The 17,752-nt window shown below is 70.6% G+C and carries 17 protein-coding genes; 10 read left to right on the plus strand and 7 right to left on the minus strand.

The window, feature by feature from the left end:
- Positions 1–2: 2 nt before the first annotated feature.
- From GB864_RS00620 to GB864_RS00635, 4 genes are all read left to right on the plus strand, one after another.
- Positions 3–1,217 carry a phosphoglycerate kinase gene (locus GB864_RS00620; RefSeq protein WP_160422335.1) on the plus strand — a complete coding sequence of 405 codons (1,215 nt, stop codon included), beginning with the start codon at positions 3–5 and terminating at the stop codon, positions 1,215–1,217.
- A complete protein-coding gene (gene tpiA, locus GB864_RS00625; protein WP_160422336.1) occupies positions 1,208–1,996 on the plus strand; it encodes a triose-phosphate isomerase in 789 nt (262 codons plus the stop codon). The genes GB864_RS00620 and tpiA overlap by 10 nt, the downstream gene beginning before the upstream one ends.
- A gap of 70 nt (positions 1,997–2,066) precedes the next feature.
- Positions 2,067–2,318, plus strand: coding sequence for a preprotein translocase subunit SecG (gene secG / locus GB864_RS00630; protein WP_160422337.1), 252 nt, complete (start codon positions 2,067–2,069; stop codon positions 2,316–2,318).
- 33 nt (positions 2,319–2,351) lie between these two features.
- A complete protein-coding gene (locus GB864_RS00635) occupies positions 2,352–2,708 on the plus strand; it encodes an RNA polymerase-binding protein RbpA (RefSeq protein ID WP_160422338.1) in 357 nt (118 codons plus the stop codon).
- 81 nt (positions 2,709–2,789) lie between these two features.
- Here the strand turns inward: GB864_RS00635 and pgl are convergent, their stop codons facing one another.
- From pgl to tkt, 6 genes are read right to left on the minus strand one after another with little or no spacing between them, the layout of a single operon-like run.
- Positions 2,790–3,560 (minus strand): 6-phosphogluconolactonase, encoded by a 771-nt coding sequence (gene pgl, locus GB864_RS00640; RefSeq protein ID WP_160422339.1) that lies wholly within the window; start codon positions 3,558–3,560, stop codon positions 2,790–2,792.
- A complete protein-coding gene (locus GB864_RS00645) occupies positions 3,557–4,516 on the minus strand; it encodes a glucose-6-phosphate dehydrogenase assembly protein OpcA (RefSeq protein ID WP_160422340.1) in 960 nt (319 codons plus the stop codon). The genes pgl and GB864_RS00645 overlap by 4 nt, the downstream gene beginning before the upstream one ends.
- Positions 4,513–6,060, minus strand: coding sequence for a glucose-6-phosphate dehydrogenase (zwf, locus tag GB864_RS00650; protein ID WP_160422341.1), 1,548 nt, complete (start codon positions 6,058–6,060; stop codon positions 4,513–4,515). The genes GB864_RS00645 and zwf overlap by 4 nt, the downstream gene beginning before the upstream one ends.
- 2 nt (positions 6,061–6,062) lie before the next feature.
- The gene (locus GB864_RS00655; protein ID WP_160422342.1) at positions 6,063–7,667 is read right to left on the minus strand and encodes a glucose-6-phosphate isomerase; all 1,605 of its coding nucleotides are present in this window, start codon (positions 7,665–7,667) and stop codon (positions 6,063–6,065) included.
- Positions 7,664–8,776 carry a transaldolase gene (tal, locus tag GB864_RS00660; RefSeq protein ID WP_160422343.1) on the minus strand — a complete coding sequence of 371 codons (1,113 nt, stop codon included), beginning with the start codon at positions 8,774–8,776 and terminating at the stop codon, positions 7,664–7,666. Before tal ends, GB864_RS00655 begins: the two co-directional genes overlap by 4 nt.
- 25 nt (positions 8,777–8,801) lie before the next feature.
- The gene (tkt, locus tag GB864_RS00665) at positions 8,802–10,889 is read right to left on the minus strand and encodes a transketolase (protein WP_160422344.1); all 2,088 of its coding nucleotides are present in this window, start codon (positions 10,887–10,889) and stop codon (positions 8,802–8,804) included.
- Positions 10,890–11,219: 330 nt separating this feature from the next.
- Between tkt and GB864_RS00670 the strand changes: the two genes are divergently transcribed.
- Positions 11,220–12,140: a heme o synthase gene (locus GB864_RS00670; protein ID WP_160422345.1), complete on the plus strand. Its 921-nt coding sequence runs from the start codon at positions 11,220–11,222 to the stop codon at positions 12,138–12,140.
- Between the two features lie 277 nt (positions 12,141–12,417).
- On the opposite strand, the gene GB864_RS00675 is transcribed toward GB864_RS00670, so the two are convergent.
- Positions 12,418–13,356: a COX15/CtaA family protein gene (locus GB864_RS00675; RefSeq protein WP_336603825.1), complete on the minus strand. Its 939-nt coding sequence runs from the start codon at positions 13,354–13,356 to the stop codon at positions 12,418–12,420.
- A 242-nt stretch (positions 13,357–13,598) separates the two neighbouring features.
- On the opposite strand from GB864_RS00675, the gene sufB reads away from it, so the two are divergent.
- From sufB to GB864_RS00700, 5 genes are read left to right on the plus strand one after another with little or no spacing between them, the layout of a single operon-like run.
- Complete coding sequence (gene sufB, locus GB864_RS00680; protein WP_160422347.1) at positions 13,599–15,017, plus strand: Fe-S cluster assembly protein SufB; 1,419 nt, start codon at positions 13,599–13,601, stop codon at positions 15,015–15,017.
- Positions 15,018–15,019: 2 nt separating this feature from the next.
- Positions 15,020–16,216 (plus strand): Fe-S cluster assembly protein SufD, encoded by a 1,197-nt coding sequence (gene sufD / locus GB864_RS00685; RefSeq protein WP_160422348.1) that lies wholly within the window; start codon positions 15,020–15,022, stop codon positions 16,214–16,216.
- Positions 16,216–16,542: a non-heme iron oxygenase ferredoxin subunit gene (locus GB864_RS00690; RefSeq protein WP_160422349.1), complete on the plus strand. Its 327-nt coding sequence runs from the start codon at positions 16,216–16,218 to the stop codon at positions 16,540–16,542. Before sufD ends, GB864_RS00690 begins: the two co-directional genes overlap by 1 nt.
- A 49-nt stretch (positions 16,543–16,591) precedes the next feature.
- Positions 16,592–17,359: a Fe-S cluster assembly ATPase SufC gene (gene sufC / locus GB864_RS00695; protein ID WP_160422350.1), complete on the plus strand. Its 768-nt coding sequence runs from the start codon at positions 16,592–16,594 to the stop codon at positions 17,357–17,359.
- Positions 17,360–17,379: 20 nt separating this feature from the next.
- A complete protein-coding gene (locus tag GB864_RS00700; RefSeq protein WP_160422351.1) occupies positions 17,380–17,709 on the plus strand; it encodes a metal-sulfur cluster assembly factor in 330 nt (109 codons plus the stop codon).
- Positions 17,710–17,752 lie beyond the last annotated feature (43 nt).

Raw genomic sequence — 17,752 nt, forward strand, 5'->3', positions numbered from 1 at the left:
ACATGTCCCTGCGAACGATCGATTCACTCGGTTCGCTCGCCGGCAAGCGAGTCGTCGTCCGTTGTGATCTCAACGTCCCCCTCAAGGACGGGATCATCACGGACGACGGCCGCGTGCGGGCGTCGGTCCCCACCATCACCCGGCTCCTCGACGAGGGCGCTTCGGTGATCGTGATCTCGCACCTCGGCCGCCCCGACGGGGCGCCCGACCCGAAGTACTCGCTCGCGCCCGCCGCGACGCGGCTCGGGGAGCTCCTCGGCAAGCCCGTCGGCCTCGCGGCCGACACGGTGGGCGAGGACGCCGAGGCGAAGGTGGCGGCGCTCCAGCCCGGCGAAGTGCTCGTGCTCGAGAACCTCCGGTTCAACCCGGGGGAGACCTCGAAGGACGAGGCCGAGCGCGCGGCGTTCGCCGAGCGGCTCGCGGCCTTCGCCGACGCGGTCGTCTCCGACGGCTTCGGCGTCGTCCACCGCAAGCAGGCGAGCGTGTACGAACTCGAGCAGCTGCGTCCGAGCGCTGCGGGCCTCCTCATCGCCCACGAGCTCGACGTGCTCGAGCGGCTCACCGAGAAGCCGGAACGGCCCTACGCGGTCGTGCTCGGCGGGTCGAAGGTCTCCGACAAGCTCGGCGTCATCGCCCACCTCCTGCCGCGTGTCGACTCGCTGCTCATCGGCGGCGGGATGCTCTTCACGTTCCTCGCGGCGCAGGGGCACAAGGTCGGCTCGAGCCTGCTCGAGGCCGACCAGATCGACACGGTGAAGGGCTACTTCGCCGAGGCCGCCGAGCGCGGCGTCGAGATCGTGCTGCCGACCGACATCGTCGTGGCCTCGAAGTTCGGCGCCGACGCCGAGACCGCGGTGACCGCGGCCGACGCGATCGAGGAGACGCCGTTCGGTGCGAGCGGCCTCGGCCTCGACATCGGCCCGGAGACGGCGTCGGCGTTCGCCGAGCGCATCCGCGGTTCGAAGACGGTCTTCTGGAACGGCCCGATGGGCGTGTTCGAGTTGGCTCCCTTCGCCGCCGGCACCCGCGCGGTGGCCGAGGCGCTCACCCAGGTCGACGGCCTCGCGGTCGTCGGCGGCGGCGACAGCGCGGCGGCCGTCCGGCAGCTCGGCTTCGCCGACGACCAGTTCGGTCACATCTCGACGGGCGGCGGAGCGAGCCTGGAGTTCCTCGAAGGCAAGAAGCTCCCCGGACTGGAGGTCCTCGGATGGCAGTGAACCGCACCCCGCTCATCGCGGGGAACTGGAAGATGAACCTCGATCACCTGCAGGCGATCGCGTTCGTGCAGAAGCTGGCGTGGAACCTCGCCGACGCGAAGCACGACTTCGGCGCCGTCGAGGCCGCGGTCTTCCCGCCCTTCACCGACCTGCGCAGTGTGCAGACGCTCGTCCAGGCCGACAAACTCCCGATCGCCTACGGCGCGCAGGACCTCTCGGTGCACGACTCGGGCGCCTACACGGGCGAGATCTCTGGTGCGTTCATCGCCCAGCTCGACGCCAAGTACGTCATCATCGGACACTCCGAGCGCCGCCAGTACCACGGCGAGACCGACGAGATCGTCGCAGCCAAGGTGCAGGCCGCCGTCAAGCATGGGCTCGTCCCGGTGCTGTGCGTCGGCGAGACCGCCGAAGACCTGGAGCAGTACGGCCCGAGCGCCGTGCCGGTCGGCCAGCTCGAGACGGCGATCGCGGGCCTGCCCGCCGACGTCGATCTCGTCGTGGCGTACGAGCCCGTGTGGGCCATCGGTTCCGGTCAGGCCGCGACGCCCGAGCAGGCCGGTTCGGTCGCCAAGGCGCTCCGCGACGTGCTCGTGGAGTCGCTCGGCGCCGAGGGCGCTGCGGCGACGCGCATCCTCTACGGCGGTTCCGTGAAGGCGGCGAACATCGCCGCGTTCATGCGCGAACCTGACGTGGACGGCGCACTCGTCGGCGGGGCGAGCCTCGACATCGACGAGTTCTCCGCGATCATCCGCTACCAGAAGCACGTCGGGGTCTGAGCAGGCGCCGGACGTCCCGCTAGAATGAGGACTCGGTGCGGCGATCGCCGTGCCGGGAAGGAAACAACCCGTGGAGATCCTCCAGGTCGTCTTGCAGGTCCTGCTCGGTCTTTCGAGCCTGCTGCTGACGCTCCTCATCCTGCTGCACAAGGGTCGCGGTGGCGGCCTCTCCGACATGTTCGGCGGCGGGGTGACCTCGAATCTCGGTGCGTCCGGCGTTGCGGAGCGCAACCTGAATCGCATCACCGTCATCCTCGGTCTGGTGTGGATCGCCTGCGTCATCGCGCTCGGTCTCATCACCCGATTCAGCGACGGCCTCTGAGCCGCCGCTTCCGCCGTACGAAGGGGAACACGCATGGCATCAGGCAATAGCGCCATCCGCGGATCGAGGGTCGGCGCCGGCCCCATGGGCGAACAGGACCGCGGTTTCCACGCGGACCGGGTCGCCGTGAGCTACTGGGATGCGAAGGGCAACGAGGTCGTCCGCTACTTCGCCGCGAACCTTCCCGACGAGGAGATTCCCGACGTCGTCGACAGCCCCACCACGGGGTTGCCGGCCGGCCGCGACAAGGACAACCCGCCGCAGGTCGCGAAGCTCGAGCCGTACAAGACGCACCTCGCGTACGTGAAGGAGCGTCGCAGCGAAGACGAGGCGGCGCAGCTGCTCGACGAGGCGCTGCAGCAGCTCCGCGCCCGCCGCGGTCAGGCCTGACCTGCACACGCGCCAACGAACGAGGGGCCGTCCACCGGAAGGTGGACGGCCCCTCGTCGTTCCGCCGGGCGGCGGAGTCGGTCAGTACTCGCTCGCGATGAGCTCCGCCGGGACCTCGACGGCCGCCTCGGCGTCGACGAAGTACACCGTGCGCAGCCGGCCCTTGACGCCGGCCACCGGGACCTCGTCGCGAGAGGCGCCCGCGAGCGCCAGCCCGAGCGCGGAGGCCTTGTCGGCGCCCGCGAGAACGAGCCAGATGCGGTCGGCGCCGTTCAGCACCGGCCGAGTCAGGCTGAGCCGCTCCGGAGGCGGCTTGGGAGAGTTGCGCACCGGGATGACCGTGCGGTCCGTGACCTGGATGCCCGAACGGTGCGGGAACAGCGAGGCCACGTGCCCGTCCGGTCCGACGCCGAGGAACACGAGGTCGAACGTCGGGAACGGCTGCGAGTCCGTGCCGAAGCGCGCGAGCTCCTCGGCGGCCGAGTCCGCGGCCTCCTCGAGCGTCAGCCCTTCGTCGCTCGTGGCGAACGGGTGGAGCTGATCGGCCTCGAGCCCGAGCTTCGCGAGCAGCGCCTCGAAGGCCTGCACGTCGTTGCGCTCGGCGTCGCCGGCCGGCACCCAGCGCTCGTCGCCCCACCAGAAGTGGACGCGAGACCAGTCCAGGCTCGTGCGCACGGGAGAGGCGGCCACGGCCGCGAGCACCGCGATGCCCACCGTGCCGCCCGTGAGCGCGACGTGGACGAGCTCCCGCTCCGCGAGGAGGTCCTGGACCTTCGAGAGGAACCGCGAGGCCACGGACTCCACGAGCGCCGGCCGGTCGGCGAACACGAGCACGCGGCGGTCGCCGGTCATGCCGCCGCCTCGGCCGCCTGCAGTTCGGCCACCCCGCGGGTGAGCACCTCGCCCCAGAGCTCGTCGGGGTCGAGCCGGCGCAGCTCCTCGGCGAGGCAGTCGCGCAGGCTCCGTCGCGGGAGCGCCAGGTCCTGGGTCGGCTGCCCGGGCTGGCTGAGCGTCGCGACGCCGAGCCGGTCCTGATCGCGCACGAGCTCGATGCGGCCCGAGGCCCGCTCGAGCACGACCCCGTGGATGCCCTGGGGGCCGTCCTCCGGGCCGGTGAGCACGGCGACGGTGTCGGAACCGAGCTGCATGCGCAGCCACGCGGCGAGGAGCGTCGTCGACGGGGAGTCGAGCGAGCCGGTCACGGTGACGCGCTCGACCGCCTCGTACGGCGGCTGGTCGAGCACCGCGGCGAGCTGGGCGCGCCAGAGGGTGAGCCGGGTCCACGCCATGTCCGCATCGCCCGGACGGTAGTTGTCGGCGAGCGTCGTGAGCGCGGACTGCGGGTCGGGCTGCGTCGAGGCATCCGTCAGCCGGCGCTGCGCGACGCGGCCGAGCGCCGACTCCGCCGGGATCGGCGGTGCGAGCGCGGGCCACCACGTGACGACCGGCGCGTCCGGGAGGAGGAGCCCCGTGATGAGGCTCTCCTCGTCCTGGCAGGCGTCGCCGCGGGCGCGGAGGATGATGACGTCGCTCGCACCGGCGTCGCCGCCGACGCGGATCTCCGCGTCGAGCCGCGCGGGCTCGGACGGGTCTTCGCCCGCCGGGTCGGTCGCGACGACGATCACGCGCATCGGATGCTCGCGCGAGGCGTCGTTCGCGGCCTCGATCGCCTCCTCCTCGCCGTCCGCCTGGGTGGCGATGACGAGGGTGAGCACGCGACCGAGGGCGACGACGCCGCCGTCCTCGCGGATCTTGACGAGGGCCTTGGACACCTTGCTGGTGGTGGTGTCGGGAAGGTCGATGATCATGGGCGCCTCCAGCTCCGTCCGTCTCGGGCCAGCAGGGCGTCGGCCGAGGAAGGTCCCCAGGTGCCCGGCCGGTACTGCTCCGGCTGTCCTTGCGTCGCCCAGAACTCCTCGATCGGGTCGAGGATCTTCCAGGAGAGCTCCACTTCCTCCTGGCGGGGGAAGAGCGGCGGTTCGCCGAGGAGCACGTCCAGGATGAGCCGCTCGTACGCTTCGGGGCTCGCCTCGGTGAACGCGTGGCCGTAGCCGAAGTCCATCGTGACGTCTCGCACCTGCATGCCGGCGCCCGGCACCTTCGATCCGAAGCGGATCGTGACGCCCTCGTCGGGCTGCACGCGGATGACGATCGCGTTCTGCCCGAGCTCGGAGGTCTGGCTGTCCTGGAAGAGCAGCTGCGGCGCGCGCTTGAACACGACCGCGATCTCGGTGACACGACGGCCGAGGCGCTTGCCCGCGCGGAGGTAGAACGGCACGCCCGCCCAGCGGCGGGTGGCCACCTCGAGGCGGATCGCGGCGTACGTCTCCGTCGTCGACTCCGGGTTCATCCCGTCCTCGTCGAGGAAGCCGATGACCTGCTCGCCGCCCTGCCATCCGCCCGCGTACTGGCCGCGTGCGGTGCTCTCGGCGAGGTCGTCGGAGAGCTTCACCGCGGCGAGGATCTTCTCCTTCTCGGCCCGCAGATCCTTGGCGTCGAAGGAGATGGGCTCCTCCATCGCCGTCAGCGCGAGCAGTTGCAGCAGGTGGTTCTGGATGACGTCGCGGGCCGCGCCGATGCCGTCGTAGTACCCGGCACGGCCGCCCACGCCGATGTCCTCGGCCATCGTGATCTGCACGTGGTCGACGAAGTTCGCATTCCAGATGGGTTCCCAGAGCTGGTTCGCGAACCGGAGCGCCAGGATGTTCTGGACCGTCTCCTTGCCGAGGTAGTGATCGATGCGGAACACGGAGTCGGGCGGGAAGACCGAGGCGACGACGTCGTTGAGCTCGCGGGCCGTCTTGAGGTCGCTGCCGAACGGCTTCTCGATGACGACGCGTCGCCACTTGGTGTCATCCTGCTCGGCGAGGCCGGAGCGCTTGAGCTGCTCCGTGACGACCGGGAACGACTTCGGCGGGATCGACAGGTAGAAGGCGTGGTTGCCCATGGTGCCGCGCTCGCGGTCGAGCTCGTCGACCACCTCGCGGAGCCGGTCGAAGGCCGCGGCGTCGTCGAACGAGCCCGACACGAAGCGGATGCCTCGGGAGAGCTGCGTCCACACCTCCTCGCGGAACGGCGTGCGCGCGTACTGCTTCACCGAGTCGTGCACGACCCGCTCGAAGTCCTGGTCGGCCCAGTCGCGCCGGGCGAACCCGACGAGGGCGAAGCCCGGGGGCAGGAGCCCCCGGTTCGCCAGGTCGTACACGGCGGGCATCAGCTTCTTGCGGGACAGGTCGCCCGTCACACCGAAGATGATGAGGCTGGACGGGCCGGCGATGCGGTTGAGCCGGTAGTCCTTGTCCGAGCGGAGGGGATTCTCCGACTCGCCGATGGGCACGGGGTTCGCGCTCATGGTCAGCCGATCGCGTCGAAGAGCGTCTTCACGTTCGCGGACGGGTCCGTCAGCGTGAGCGTGAGCACCGGGAGTCCGTGCTCGGCGAGCACGGCGGCGTCGCCCGAGGCCTGGGCCGCGATGAGCTGCCCGAAGGTGAACGGGCGGTCCGGGATCGCGAGGTCCTCGGCGGGCGTCTCGGTCACCTGCAGGAACACGCCGACGGCGGGGCCGCCCTTGTGGAACTGGCCGGTGGAGTGCAGGAAGCGCGGGCCCCAACCGAACGTGACCGGGCGGCCGGCGCGGGCGGCGAGCGCGTCGCGCAGGCCCTCGAGCTCGGGCAGCGCGGTGCGGTCGACGTAGGCCTGCACGGCGAGGTAGCCGTCCTCGGGAAGCTCCTCGAGGAGGACGTCGATCGCCGAGACGAGGTCGCTCGCCGCCCCGATGACGTGCGGCGTGCCGCGCACCTCGATGCCGTCGGCGACGAACGCGGCCGGAGCCGGCTCGGGACGGTCGTCGAGCAGCGCGCGGGCGGCGATCTTCGCGGCCTCGACGTCGGGCTGGTTGAACGGGTCGATCGCGAGGATGCGGCCCGCGACGGCCGTCGCGTACTCGAAGGCGAGGAAGAGCGCGCCGAGCGTGCCGGAGACCCGGATCTCGTCGGGCGCGTGCGCCGGGAACAACTCGTCGTCGGCCTCGTCGACCAGTCGGACGATCTGGAGGTCGGCCGGGCGGGCGGCGAGCTCGGGCGCGTCCACGCCGAGCACGACCGGCAGGATGCCCGTGCCGGACTTGCCCGTCGACTCGGCGATGAGCTGCTCGGCCCAGTCGCCGAAGCCCACGATGTGGGTGCCGTCGGTGACGATGCCGAGCTTGTCGCGGCGGGGGCTCGTCGCGGCGATCGCGGCGCCGAGCACGAGGCCCGGGTTCTGGTCGCGGTCGAGGGCGAGCTCCAGCTGGAGCGCCTCCGCCTCGGCGAGGAGCTCCTCGATGTCGACGCCCGCGAGGCCCGACGGCACGAGCCCGAAGGCCGTGAGCGCCGAGTAACGGCCGCCGACGTTCGGGTCGGCGTTGAAGACGCGGTAGCCGGCCTCGCGAGCCGAGACGTCGAGCGGCGAGCCCGGGTCGGTCACGATGACGATGCGGCCGGTCGGGTCGATGCCCGCGTCGCGGAACGCCTGCTCGTAGACGCGGCGCTGGCTGTCGGTCTCGACGGTCGAGCCGGACTTCGACGACACGACGAGCGCGCTCGAGGCGAGGCGGTCGGCGAGCGCCGCCCGGACCTGGCCGGGCTCGGTCGAGTCGAGGACCGTGAGCTCGGCGCCGGCCGTGCGGGTGATGACCTCCGGCGCGAGCGAGGAGCCGCCCATGCCGGCGAGCACGATGTGGTCGACGCCGGCCTCGTGGAGCTCTTCGCGAAGGGCGAGGATCTCGGGCACGAGCGGGCGCGAGATGGCGACGGCCTCGGTCCAGCCGAGTCGGACGGCGGCCTCGGGCTCGGCCTCGGGGCCCCAGAGGGTCGAGTCGAGCGAGGTGATGCGGCTCGCGACGTTGTCGGCGACGAGCGGCGCGACCGACGAGCGGACGGCCTCCGCCGCCGCGCCGCCGAGGGAGATCTTGATGCTCACTTCGCGGCCTCCAGAGCGGATCCGACGGTCTCGAGGAGCTCGCCCCACGAGACGATGAACTTCTCGACGCCCTCGCGCTCGAGGAGCGCGGTGACGTCGTCGTAGGAGACGCCGACGGCGGCGATCGCGTCGAGGACGCCCTGGGCGGCCTCGTACGAGCCGGTGACGCTGTCGCCCGCGATGACGCCGTGGTCGGCGGTCGCCTCGAGCGTCTTCTCGGGCATCGTGTTGACGACGCCCTGCGCGACGAGCTCGGTCACGTAGAGGGTGTCGGGCAGCGCCGGGTCCTTGACGCCGGTGGAGGCCCAGAGCGGCCGCTGGCGGTTCGCGCCGGCGGCGATGAGGGAGGCGGCGCGCTCCTCGGCGAAGGCGTCCTCGTACAGGCGGTAGGCGAGCTGCGCGTTGGCGACGCCGGCCTTGCTCTTGAGGGCGAGGGCCTCGTCCGTGCCGACGGCCTCGAGGCGCTTGTCGATCTCGGTGTCGACGCGGGAGACGAAGAACGAGGCCACCGAGTGGATCGTCGAGAGGTCGATGCCCGCCTCCTTCGCGATCTCGAGGCCGGCGAGGTACGCGTCGATGACGGCGCGGTGACGCTCGAGGCTGAAGATCAGGGTCACGTTGACGCTGATGCCCGCGCCGATGACCGCAGTGATCGCCTCGAGGCCCTCGAGCGTCGCCGGGATCTTGATCATCGTGTTCGGACGGTCGACCGTGTCCCAGAGCTCGTGCGCCTGAGCGATGGTGCCTGCGGCGTCGTTGGCGAGCGTCGGCGCGACCTCGATCGAGACGCGGCCGTCGTAGCCGGCGGATGCGTCGTAGATCGGGCGGAAGACGTCGGACGCTGCGCGCACGTCGTCGGTGGTGATCGCGAAGACCGCCTCGTCGACCGAGGCGCCCGCCTTCGCGAGGTCGGCGACCTGCTCGGCGTAGGCCTCGCCCTTGGCGAGGGCGCCGGCGAAGATCGTCGGGTTCGTGGTGACGCCGACGACGTTGCGGTCGGCGATGAGGGTCGTCAGACCGCCGGTCGCGATGCGCTCGCGCGAGAGGTCGTCGAGCCAGATGCTGACGCCGGCGTCCGAGAGCGCCTGCGTGGGGGAGGATGCTGCCATTTCCGTCATCTCCTTCGTTCGCGGCTCAGGCCGCGAGGGTTTCCTTCGCGGCGGCGACCACGGCGTCGGCCGTGATCCCGAACTCGCGGAACAGGGTCTGGTAGTCGGCGCTGGCGCCGAAGTGCTCGATCGACACGGCGCGGCCGCGCGTGCCGAGGTAGCGGTGCCACGACAGCGAGAGGCCTGCCTCGACCGACACGCGGGCGGTCACGGCTGCCGGCAGCACCGACTCGCGGTACTCCGCCGTCTGCTCCTCGAACCACTCGAGCGAGGGCGCCGACACGACCCGGGCCTGCACGCCGTCGGCGGCGAGGCTGTCGCGGGCGGCGAGGGCGAGCTGCACCTCGGAGCCGGTGGCGATCAGGATGACGTCGGGCGTGCCGTTCGCGGCCTCGCCCAGCACGTAGGCGCCCTTGGCGACGTTGGCCGCGGAGGCGAGCACGTCGCCCGCCGCGTCGCCGTCGCCGCGCTCGAACACCGGGATGTTCTGGCGGGTCAGGGCTATGCCGGCCGGGTTCCGGCGGCGGCGCAGGATCTCGAGCCAGGCGTGCGACACCTCGTTGGCGTCGGCGGGGCGGACCACGTCGAGGCCGGGGATGGCGCGCAGCGTCGAGAGCTGCTCGATCGGCTGGTGCGTCGGGCCGTCCTCGCCGAGCGCGACCGAGTCGTGCGTCCACACGAACACGCTCGGGACGCCCATGAGCGCGGCCAGGCGCACGGCGGGGCGCATGTAGTCGCTGAAGATGAGGAACGTGCCGCCGAAGGCGCGCGTCGGGCCGTGGAGCACGATGCCGTTGAGGATCGCGGCCATGGCGTGCTCGCGGATACCGAAGTGCAGCACGCGACCGTAGGGGTTGCCGCTGAACTCGTGCGTCGACCACTCGGTCGGGATGAACGAGGCGGCGCCGTTGATCGTCGTCAGGTTGGACTCGGCGAGGTCGGCCGAGCCGCCCCAGAACTCGGGCAGCGCTCCGGCGAGGGCGTTGATGACCTTGCCGGAGGCGGCGCGGGTCGACACCTGGGTGCCGCCCTCGAAGACCGGGAGGACCGACTCGATGTCGACCGGCAGTTCGCCGGCCTCGAGACGGGCCAGCAGCGCGGCGCGCTCGGGGTTGGCCGCCGCCCACGCGTCGAAGCCGACCTGCCACTCGGCGTGCGCCGCGGCGCCGCGCTCACCGGCGGCACGGGTGTGGGCGAGCACGTCGTCCTCGACCACGAAGGTCTGCTCGGGGTCGAAGCCGAGCACCTCCTTGGTCGCGGCGAGCTCGGCGCCGCCGAGGGCGGAACCGTGGATCTTGCCGGAGTTCTGCTTGCCGGGGGAGGGCCAGCCGATGATCGTCTTCAGGATGATGATCGACGGCTTGTCGGTCTCGCCCTTGGCGGCCTCGATCGCGGAGTGGAGCTCGGCGACGTCTTCGACGTACTGGCCGGTCTTCTTCCAGTCGACGGTCTGCACGTGCCAGCCGTAGGCCTCGTAGCGCTTCGCCACGTCCTCGGTGAAGGCGATGTTCGTGTCGTCCTCGATCGAGATCTGGTTCGAGTCGTAGATGACGACGAGGTTGCCGAGCTGCTGGTGGCCGGCGAGCGAGGAGGCCTCGCTCGTGACGCCTTCCTGCAGGTCGCCGTCGCCGGCGACGACGTAGACGAAGTGGTCGAACGGCGAGGTGCCGGCGGCGGCCTCGGGGTCGAACAGGCCGCGCTCGAAACGCGAGGCGTAGGCGAAGCCCACGGCCGAGGCGAGGCCCTGGCCGAGCGGACCGGTCGTGATCTCGACGCCCGCGGTGTGGCCGTACTCGGGGTGGCCCGGGGTCTTCGAGCCCCAGGTGCGCAGCGCCTTGAGGTCGTCGAGCTCGAGGCCCGTGCCCTCCAGGTAGAGCTGCACGTACTGCGTGAGCGACGAGTGGCCGGCGGAGAGGATGAACCGGTCGCGACCGAGCCAGTGCGGGTCGGCCGGGTCGCGGCGCATGACCTTCTGGAACAGCAGGTAAGCGGCGGGCGCGAGGCTCATCGCCGTGCCGGGGTGGCCGTTTCCGACCTTCTCGACGGCGTCGGCGGCGAGCACACGTGCGGTGTCGACCGCGCGCGCGTCGATGGATTCCCACTGCAGTGCCATGGGGCGGTGTTCCTTCCGTTGGAGTCGCGAACCGGCATCCTGTGGCCGGCCCGTTCGCGAGGAGACGCGGGTGGCGCGCACAGATCGACGGTCGACTCGGAAGGGGCGCCCGAATGGACGGCGATTCTCGGAGACCGCGCCGTCGGGCGCGCTTCCGTCAGTATAGAGACGTCGGGGGTTACGCCGTCTTGTCGTGGTCCTCACGGCGGCGCCGTCCCGATGTGCGGCGGAACCGCGGGGGAGGGCGGCGCCGCGGGGTGCGACACGCGATGTCATAGAATCGAGTCCGTGCGAGCGCCGTGCGGCGTTCGAGCGCGCGGAAGAGGGACGATGCAGGACACGATCGACACGACGACGACCCGGGCGACCCCGACCCTCCGCCGGAAGATCGCCGCGTACGTCGCGCTGACCAAGCCGCGCGTCGTCGAGCTGCTCCTCGTGGTCACCGCGCCGACGATGATCCTCGCTGCAGACGGCTTCCCCGACCTGTGGCTGCTCGTCGCCGTCCTCGTCGGCGGGTACCTCAGCGCGGGCGCCGCAGGCGCATTCAACTGCTACATCGACCGCGACATCGACCGGGTCATGAAGCGCACGAGCAACCGCCCCCTCGTGACGGGCGAACTCACCGACCGGGAAGCCTTGGTCTTCTCCTGGGCGATGGCCATCGCCTCCGTCATCTGGTTCGCGGTGTTCACGAACTGGCTCGCCACCGCGCTCTCCGTCGCGGCCATCCTGCTCTACGTCGTCTTCTACACGCTCATCCTCAAGCGGCGCACGGCCCAGAACATCGTGTGGGGCGGCATCGCCGGTTGCATGCCCGTGCTGATCGGCTGGGCGGCCGTCACCGGCAGCCTCGACTGGGCCCCGGTCATCCTGTTCCTCATCATCTTCCTGTGGACGCCGCCGCACTACTGGCCGCTGTCGATGAAGTACCGCGCCGACTACGCGGCGGCGGGGGTGCCGATGCTCGCCGTCGTGCGCGGCCGTGCGCAGGTCGGCATGCAGGTCATCCTCTACGCGTGGGCGATGGTGGCGTGCTCGCTCATCCTCATCCCCGTCGCGGACATGGGGATCACGTACACCGCCGTCGCGATCGGCGTCGGCGGCTGGTTCATCTACGAGACGCACCGGCTGTACGCCCTCGCGATCCGTCACGCGGAGGTCTCGCCGATGCGCGTCTTCCACGGCTCGATCGCGTATCTCTCGCTCGTCTTCCTCGCGGTCGCGATCGACCCGCTGCTCGCGTTCTGATCGCGGGCGCGCGGCATCCTGATCGCGCCCGACCGGGCGTCCTGCACGCCCGAACCGCGCTGATCGGATGACCGCTGCCCGGCCGTTGCTCTCGCGCCGCCGGCGCGCGAAGGATGCCCGCTGCCCGACGGCTGCCCGCGCACTGCGGGCGAGTCGAGGATGCTCGCACGTCGGGCATCCGCGCGCACCCGTCCGGATGAGCGGTCCGGCACCGTCTCCGCAGCCCGCACGCCGAAGCCCCGGGCATCCTGCAGGATGCCCGGGGCTTCATCGTCGTTCAGACCGTGCGCGCGGCCTCGGGCTCCGCATCGACCGACGACGCGGCCGGCTGCTTCAGGCTGAGCACCGAGAGCGTCATGGTCGCGGAGAGCAGGGCGGCGAGCACCATGTGGATGCCCACGAGCAGCGGCGGCAGGCCGTGCCGTGCCTGCCAAAGGCCGACGGCGATCTGCACCAGCTCGAGCAGCAGGAGGGCGAGGAACCAGCGCCTGGCCGGCAGCGCGAGCCGGAACGCCGCGACGACGAGCACGAGGGTGAGCGCGAAGAGCACGTAGCCGGGCCACGCGTGGATGTGCTGCAACAGCACCGCGTCGAAGCCGTTGCGGCCCGCCGCCGAATCGCCCGAGTGCGGTCCCGCACCGGTCGTGAGCACGCCGAACACGAGCGAGATCGCGAGCGCGAGCGTCGTGACGTGCGTGAGGATCGCGAACCACTTCGGGGCGGCGGGGACGCGCGGGCCGCTCGGCTGGTCGAGCCGGAAGAGGAAGACGGCCGTGACGCACACGAGGGCGAGCGAAGAGAGGTAGTGGAAGCCGACGATGAACGGGTTCAGGCCCGTCCACACCGTGATGCCGCCGACGATCGCCTGGGCGACGATGCCGAGTCCCACGACGAAGGAGAGCGTGAAGAGGTCCTGGCGCTTCGCCCCGGCTCGGCGGTTGTACCGGATGACGAGCAGGAACACGGCGAGCGCGACGATCCCGACGACCCCCGTCATCAGGCGATTGCCGAACTCGATGAGCGAGTGGTAGCTCAGTTCCTCGGTCGGGACGAGCGATTCGGCCGTGCAGAGCGGCCAGGTCGGGCAGCCCAGTCCGGAGGCGGTGAGGCGCACGGCGCCGCCGGTCGCGATGATCGTCGTCTGCGCGACGAACGAGAGCCACGCGAAGACGCGGAGGGCCGTGGGGATTCGGGCTGGAGCCGGGGAGCTGGTCACGGAACTCGATCCTGTCGGAACGGCGCTGGGACGCCCCTGGGAGAGAGGCGGCGGCCCGGGCCGACACTGTAGACTGGGCACTTGGTGAATCGCACGGCGACGCACGAGGCAGTCGCCGGATTCCCGCCCATTCTAGGTTTCGCACCGCTACCGCCCGCACATCGCCCGCATCGCCGCACACGCCTCGAACGGCGAGCGGGCGGCCGGACTGACATCCGGTGCACGGGAGGAGAAGAGGAGAGATGACGGACGTTCTGATTGACCGCCCAGAGCTCGAAGGACTCGGCCAGTACGAGTTCGGTTGGGCAGATTCCGATGTCGCCGGAGCTTCGGCCCGTCGCGGACTGTCGAAGGAGGTCGTCGCCGACATCTCGGGCCTCAAGAACGAGCCCGAATGGATGCTGAAGCGCCGTCTCCGCGCGCTGCAGCTCTTCGACCTCAAGCCGATGCCGAGCTGGGGCGCCGACCTCTCCGAGATCGACTTCGAGAACATCAAGTACTTCGTGCGGTCGACGGAGAAGCAGGCCCAGTCGTGGGAGGACCTGCCCGAGGACATCCGCAACACGTACGAGAAGCTCGGCATCCCCGAGGCGGAGCGTCAGCGCCTCGTCGCGGGCGTCGCCGCGCAGTACGAGTCCGAGGTCGTCTACCACCAGATCCGCGAGGACCTGGAGGAGCAGGGCGTCATCTTCCTCGACACCGACACCGCGCTCCGCGAGCACCCGGAGATCTTCCAGGAGTACTTCGGCACGGTCATCCCGGCCGGCGACAACAAGTTCGCCGCGCTCAACACCGCCGTGTGGTCGGGCGGCTCGTTCGTCTACGTGCCCAAGGGCGTCCACGTCGAGATCCCGCTCCAGGCCTACTTCCGCATCAACACGGAGAACATGGGCCAGTTCGAGCGGACGCTCATCATCGCCGACGAGGACAGCTACGTCCATTACATCGAGGGCTGCACCGCCCCGATCTACAAGAGCGACTCGCTCCACTCGGCCGTCGTCGAGATCATCGTGAAGAAGAACGCCCGCGTTCGCTACACGACGATCCAGAACTGGTCGAACAACGTCTACAACCTGGTCACCAAGCGCGCGGTCGCGCACGAGGGCGCCACCATGGAGTGGATCGACGGCAACATCGGCTCCAAGGTGACGATGAAGTACCCCTCGATCTTCCTCATGGGCGAGCACGCCAAGGGCGAGACCCTCTCGGTCGCCTTCGCGGGCCCCGGCCAGCACCAGGACGCCGGCGCGAAGATGATCCACATGGCGCCGTACACGCAGTCGTCGATCGTCTCCAAGTCGATCGCGCGCGGCGGCGGACGTGCCGGCTACCGCGGCGAGGTCCGCGTCGACGCGAACGCGCACCACGCGGCCAACACCGTGCGCTGCGACGCCCTGCTCGTCGACACCATCTCGCGCTCCGACACGTACCCGGCGATCGACATCCGCGTCGACGACGTGCAGCTCGGCCACGAGGCGACCGTCTCCAAGGTCTCCGAGGAGCAGCTCTTCTACCTCATGTCCCGCGGCATCCCCGAGGACGAGGCGATGGCCATGATCGTGCGCGGCTTCATCGAGCCCATCGCGCGCGAGCTCCCGATGGAATACGCCATGGAACTGAACAAGCTCATCGAGATGGGCATGGAAGGCAGCGTCGGCTGAGCATGACCAGCGTCACCCCCACCAGCACCGCCATGCCCACCGAAGGCCAGCACGGCCTCAAGGCCCACTCCGACGGTGACTGGGACCGCACGGTCCCCGTCCAGACCCGATCCGAGCGCTTCCGCTCCGTGAACGTCGCCGACTTCCCCGAGGTCGACGGCAAGGAGCACGTCTGGAAGCTCTCGCCCGTCGCGACGTTCGCCGACCTCACCAACGGCGAGATCAGCGGCGCCGTCCCGACGCTCGAGCTCCACGAGGCCGACGGCGTCGACGTCTCCTGGATCGCCCGCGACGACGAGCGCATCGGCGCCGCCGGCATCCCCGAGGAGCGCGCGAGCGCGAACGCGTGGTCGAGCTTCGAGCAGGCGCTCCTCATCTCGGTCACCGGCGAAGACGAGAAGGTCGCGGGCGTCACCCGCACCGGCCTGGGCACCGCGCCCCGCGCCGCCCACACGGTCATCGAGGCGGCGCCGAACAGCCGCGGGCTCGTCGTCCTCCGCGGCACCGGCGAGGCCCGCCTCACCGAGAACGTCGAGATCCTCGTCGGCGAGGGCGCGAACCTCACCGTCGTCTCCCTCCAGGAGTGGGCCGAGGACGGCGTGCACCTCGCGAGCCACTTCGCGCGCATCGGCCGCGACGCCAAGCTCAAGCACATCGTCGTCTCCCTCGGCGGCAAGGTCGTGCGGGTCAACCCCTCGACCCACCTCGCCGAGCAGGGCGCGGACATCGAGGCGCTCGGCCTCTACTTCGCCGACGCCGGCCAGCACCTCGAGCAGCAGGTCTACGTCAACCACGACGCCCCGCACACCCGCTCGCGCGTGACCTACAAGGGCGCGCTGCAGGGAGCGGGCGCGCGCAGCGTCTGGATCGGCGACGTGCTCATCGGCAACGCGGCGGTCGGCACCGACAGCTACGAGCAGAACCGCAACCTCGTCCTCACGGACGGCACGCGCGCCGACTCGGTGCCGAACCTCGAGATCGAGACCGGCGACATCGAGGGTGCCGGCCACGCGAGTGCGACCGGCCGCTTCGACGACGAGCAGCTCTTCTACCTGCAGTCGCGCGGCATCCCGGAGGACGAGGCCCGTCGCCTGGTCGTCCGCGGCTTCCTCATGGAGATCGTCCAGAAGATCGGCGACGCCGAGCTCGAGGAGCGCCTCGTCGCGGCACTCGAAGCCGAACTCGCCGGGGAGCGCTGATGGCCGCGTCCCGTGCCTGTGCGGTCAGCGAGCTCGGCGAGAACGAGGCCAAGCGCGTCGTCATCGACGGCGTGCCGATCGCCGTCGTGAAAGACAGCGCCGGCGACATCTTCGCGATCGGCGACACGTGCACGCACGGCGACATCTCCCTCGCCGAGGGCTTCGTCGAGGACGACACGCTCGAGTGCTGGGCCCACGGGTCCAAGTTCTCGCTGAAGTCCGGCCGTCCCCTCACGCTCCCCGCGTACGAGCCCGTGCCCGTCTACCGCGTCGACATCGACGGCGACGACGTGCTCATCGATCCCGCGGTCACGCTGACCGTCTGACCCTCCGCCGCGGCAGCGCGGCACGCTACCGAAAGTGAACCGAACTCGAATGTCTACCCTCGAGATCAAGAACCTCCACGTCAACGTCGAGACCGATCAGGGCACCCGCGAGATCCTCCGCGGTGTCGACCTCGTCATCAACGAGGGCGAGATCCACGCCGTCATGGGTCCCAACGGCTCGGGCAAGTCGACTCTCGCCTACACGATCGCCGGCCACCCCAAGTACGCGGTCGTCCAGGGCGAGATTCTCCTCGACGGCGAGAACGTCCTCGAGATGAGCGTCGACGAGCGCGCCCGCGCCGGCCTCTTCCTCGCCATGCAGTACCCGGTCGAGATCCCCGGTGTGACGAACACCAACTTCCTCCGCACCGCCAAGACGGCGATCTCCGGCGAGGCCCCCGGCATCCGTCAGTGGACGAAGGACGTCAAGTCCGCCATGGACGACCTGCGCATGGACGCCTCCTTCGCCGCCCGCAACGTCAACGAGGGCTTCTCGGGCGGCGAGAAGAAGCGCAACGAGATCCTCCAGCTCGAGCTGCTCAAGCCGCAGTTCGCGGTCCTCGACGAGACCGACTCGGGCCTCGACGTCGACGCGCTGAAGATCGTGTCCGAGGGCGTCAACCGCGCCCACTCGAACACCGGCCTCGGCGTGCTGCTCATCACCCACTACACGCGCATCCTCCGCTACATCAAGCCGGACTACGTGCACGTGTTCGTCGCCGGCCGCGTCGCCGAGCAGGGCGGCCCCGAGCTCGCCGAGCGGCTCGAGGAAGAGGGCTACGACCGCTACGTCACCGAGGCGGCCTCGGCCGAGTAAGGCCGGGGTAGCATCAGCACATGGTCACCTCACTCGCCCCGGAGCGCTTCGACGAGATCAGCGAAGCGCTGAAGGACGTCGTCGACCCCGAACTCGGGGTGAACGTCGTCGACCTCGGCCTCATCTACGACCTCGGCTGGGATGACGAGAACGACGCCCTCGTCATCCACATGACGCTCACGAGCGCGGGCTGCCCGCTCACCGACGTCATCGAGGAGCAGACCGCGCAGGCCCTCGACGGGCACGTCGAGGCGTTCCGCATCAACTGGGTGTGGATGCCGCCGTGGGGTCCCGAGCGGATCACCGACGACGGCCGCGACATGATGCGCGCCATCGGCTTCGCGATCTGATTCCGATCGCACGAACGCCCCCGGTCCTCGGACCGGGGGCGTT

Source organism: Agromyces seonyuensis (assembly GCF_009789225.1).
Classification (GTDB): Bacteria; Actinomycetota; Actinomycetes; order Actinomycetales; family Microbacteriaceae; genus Agromyces; species Agromyces seonyuensis.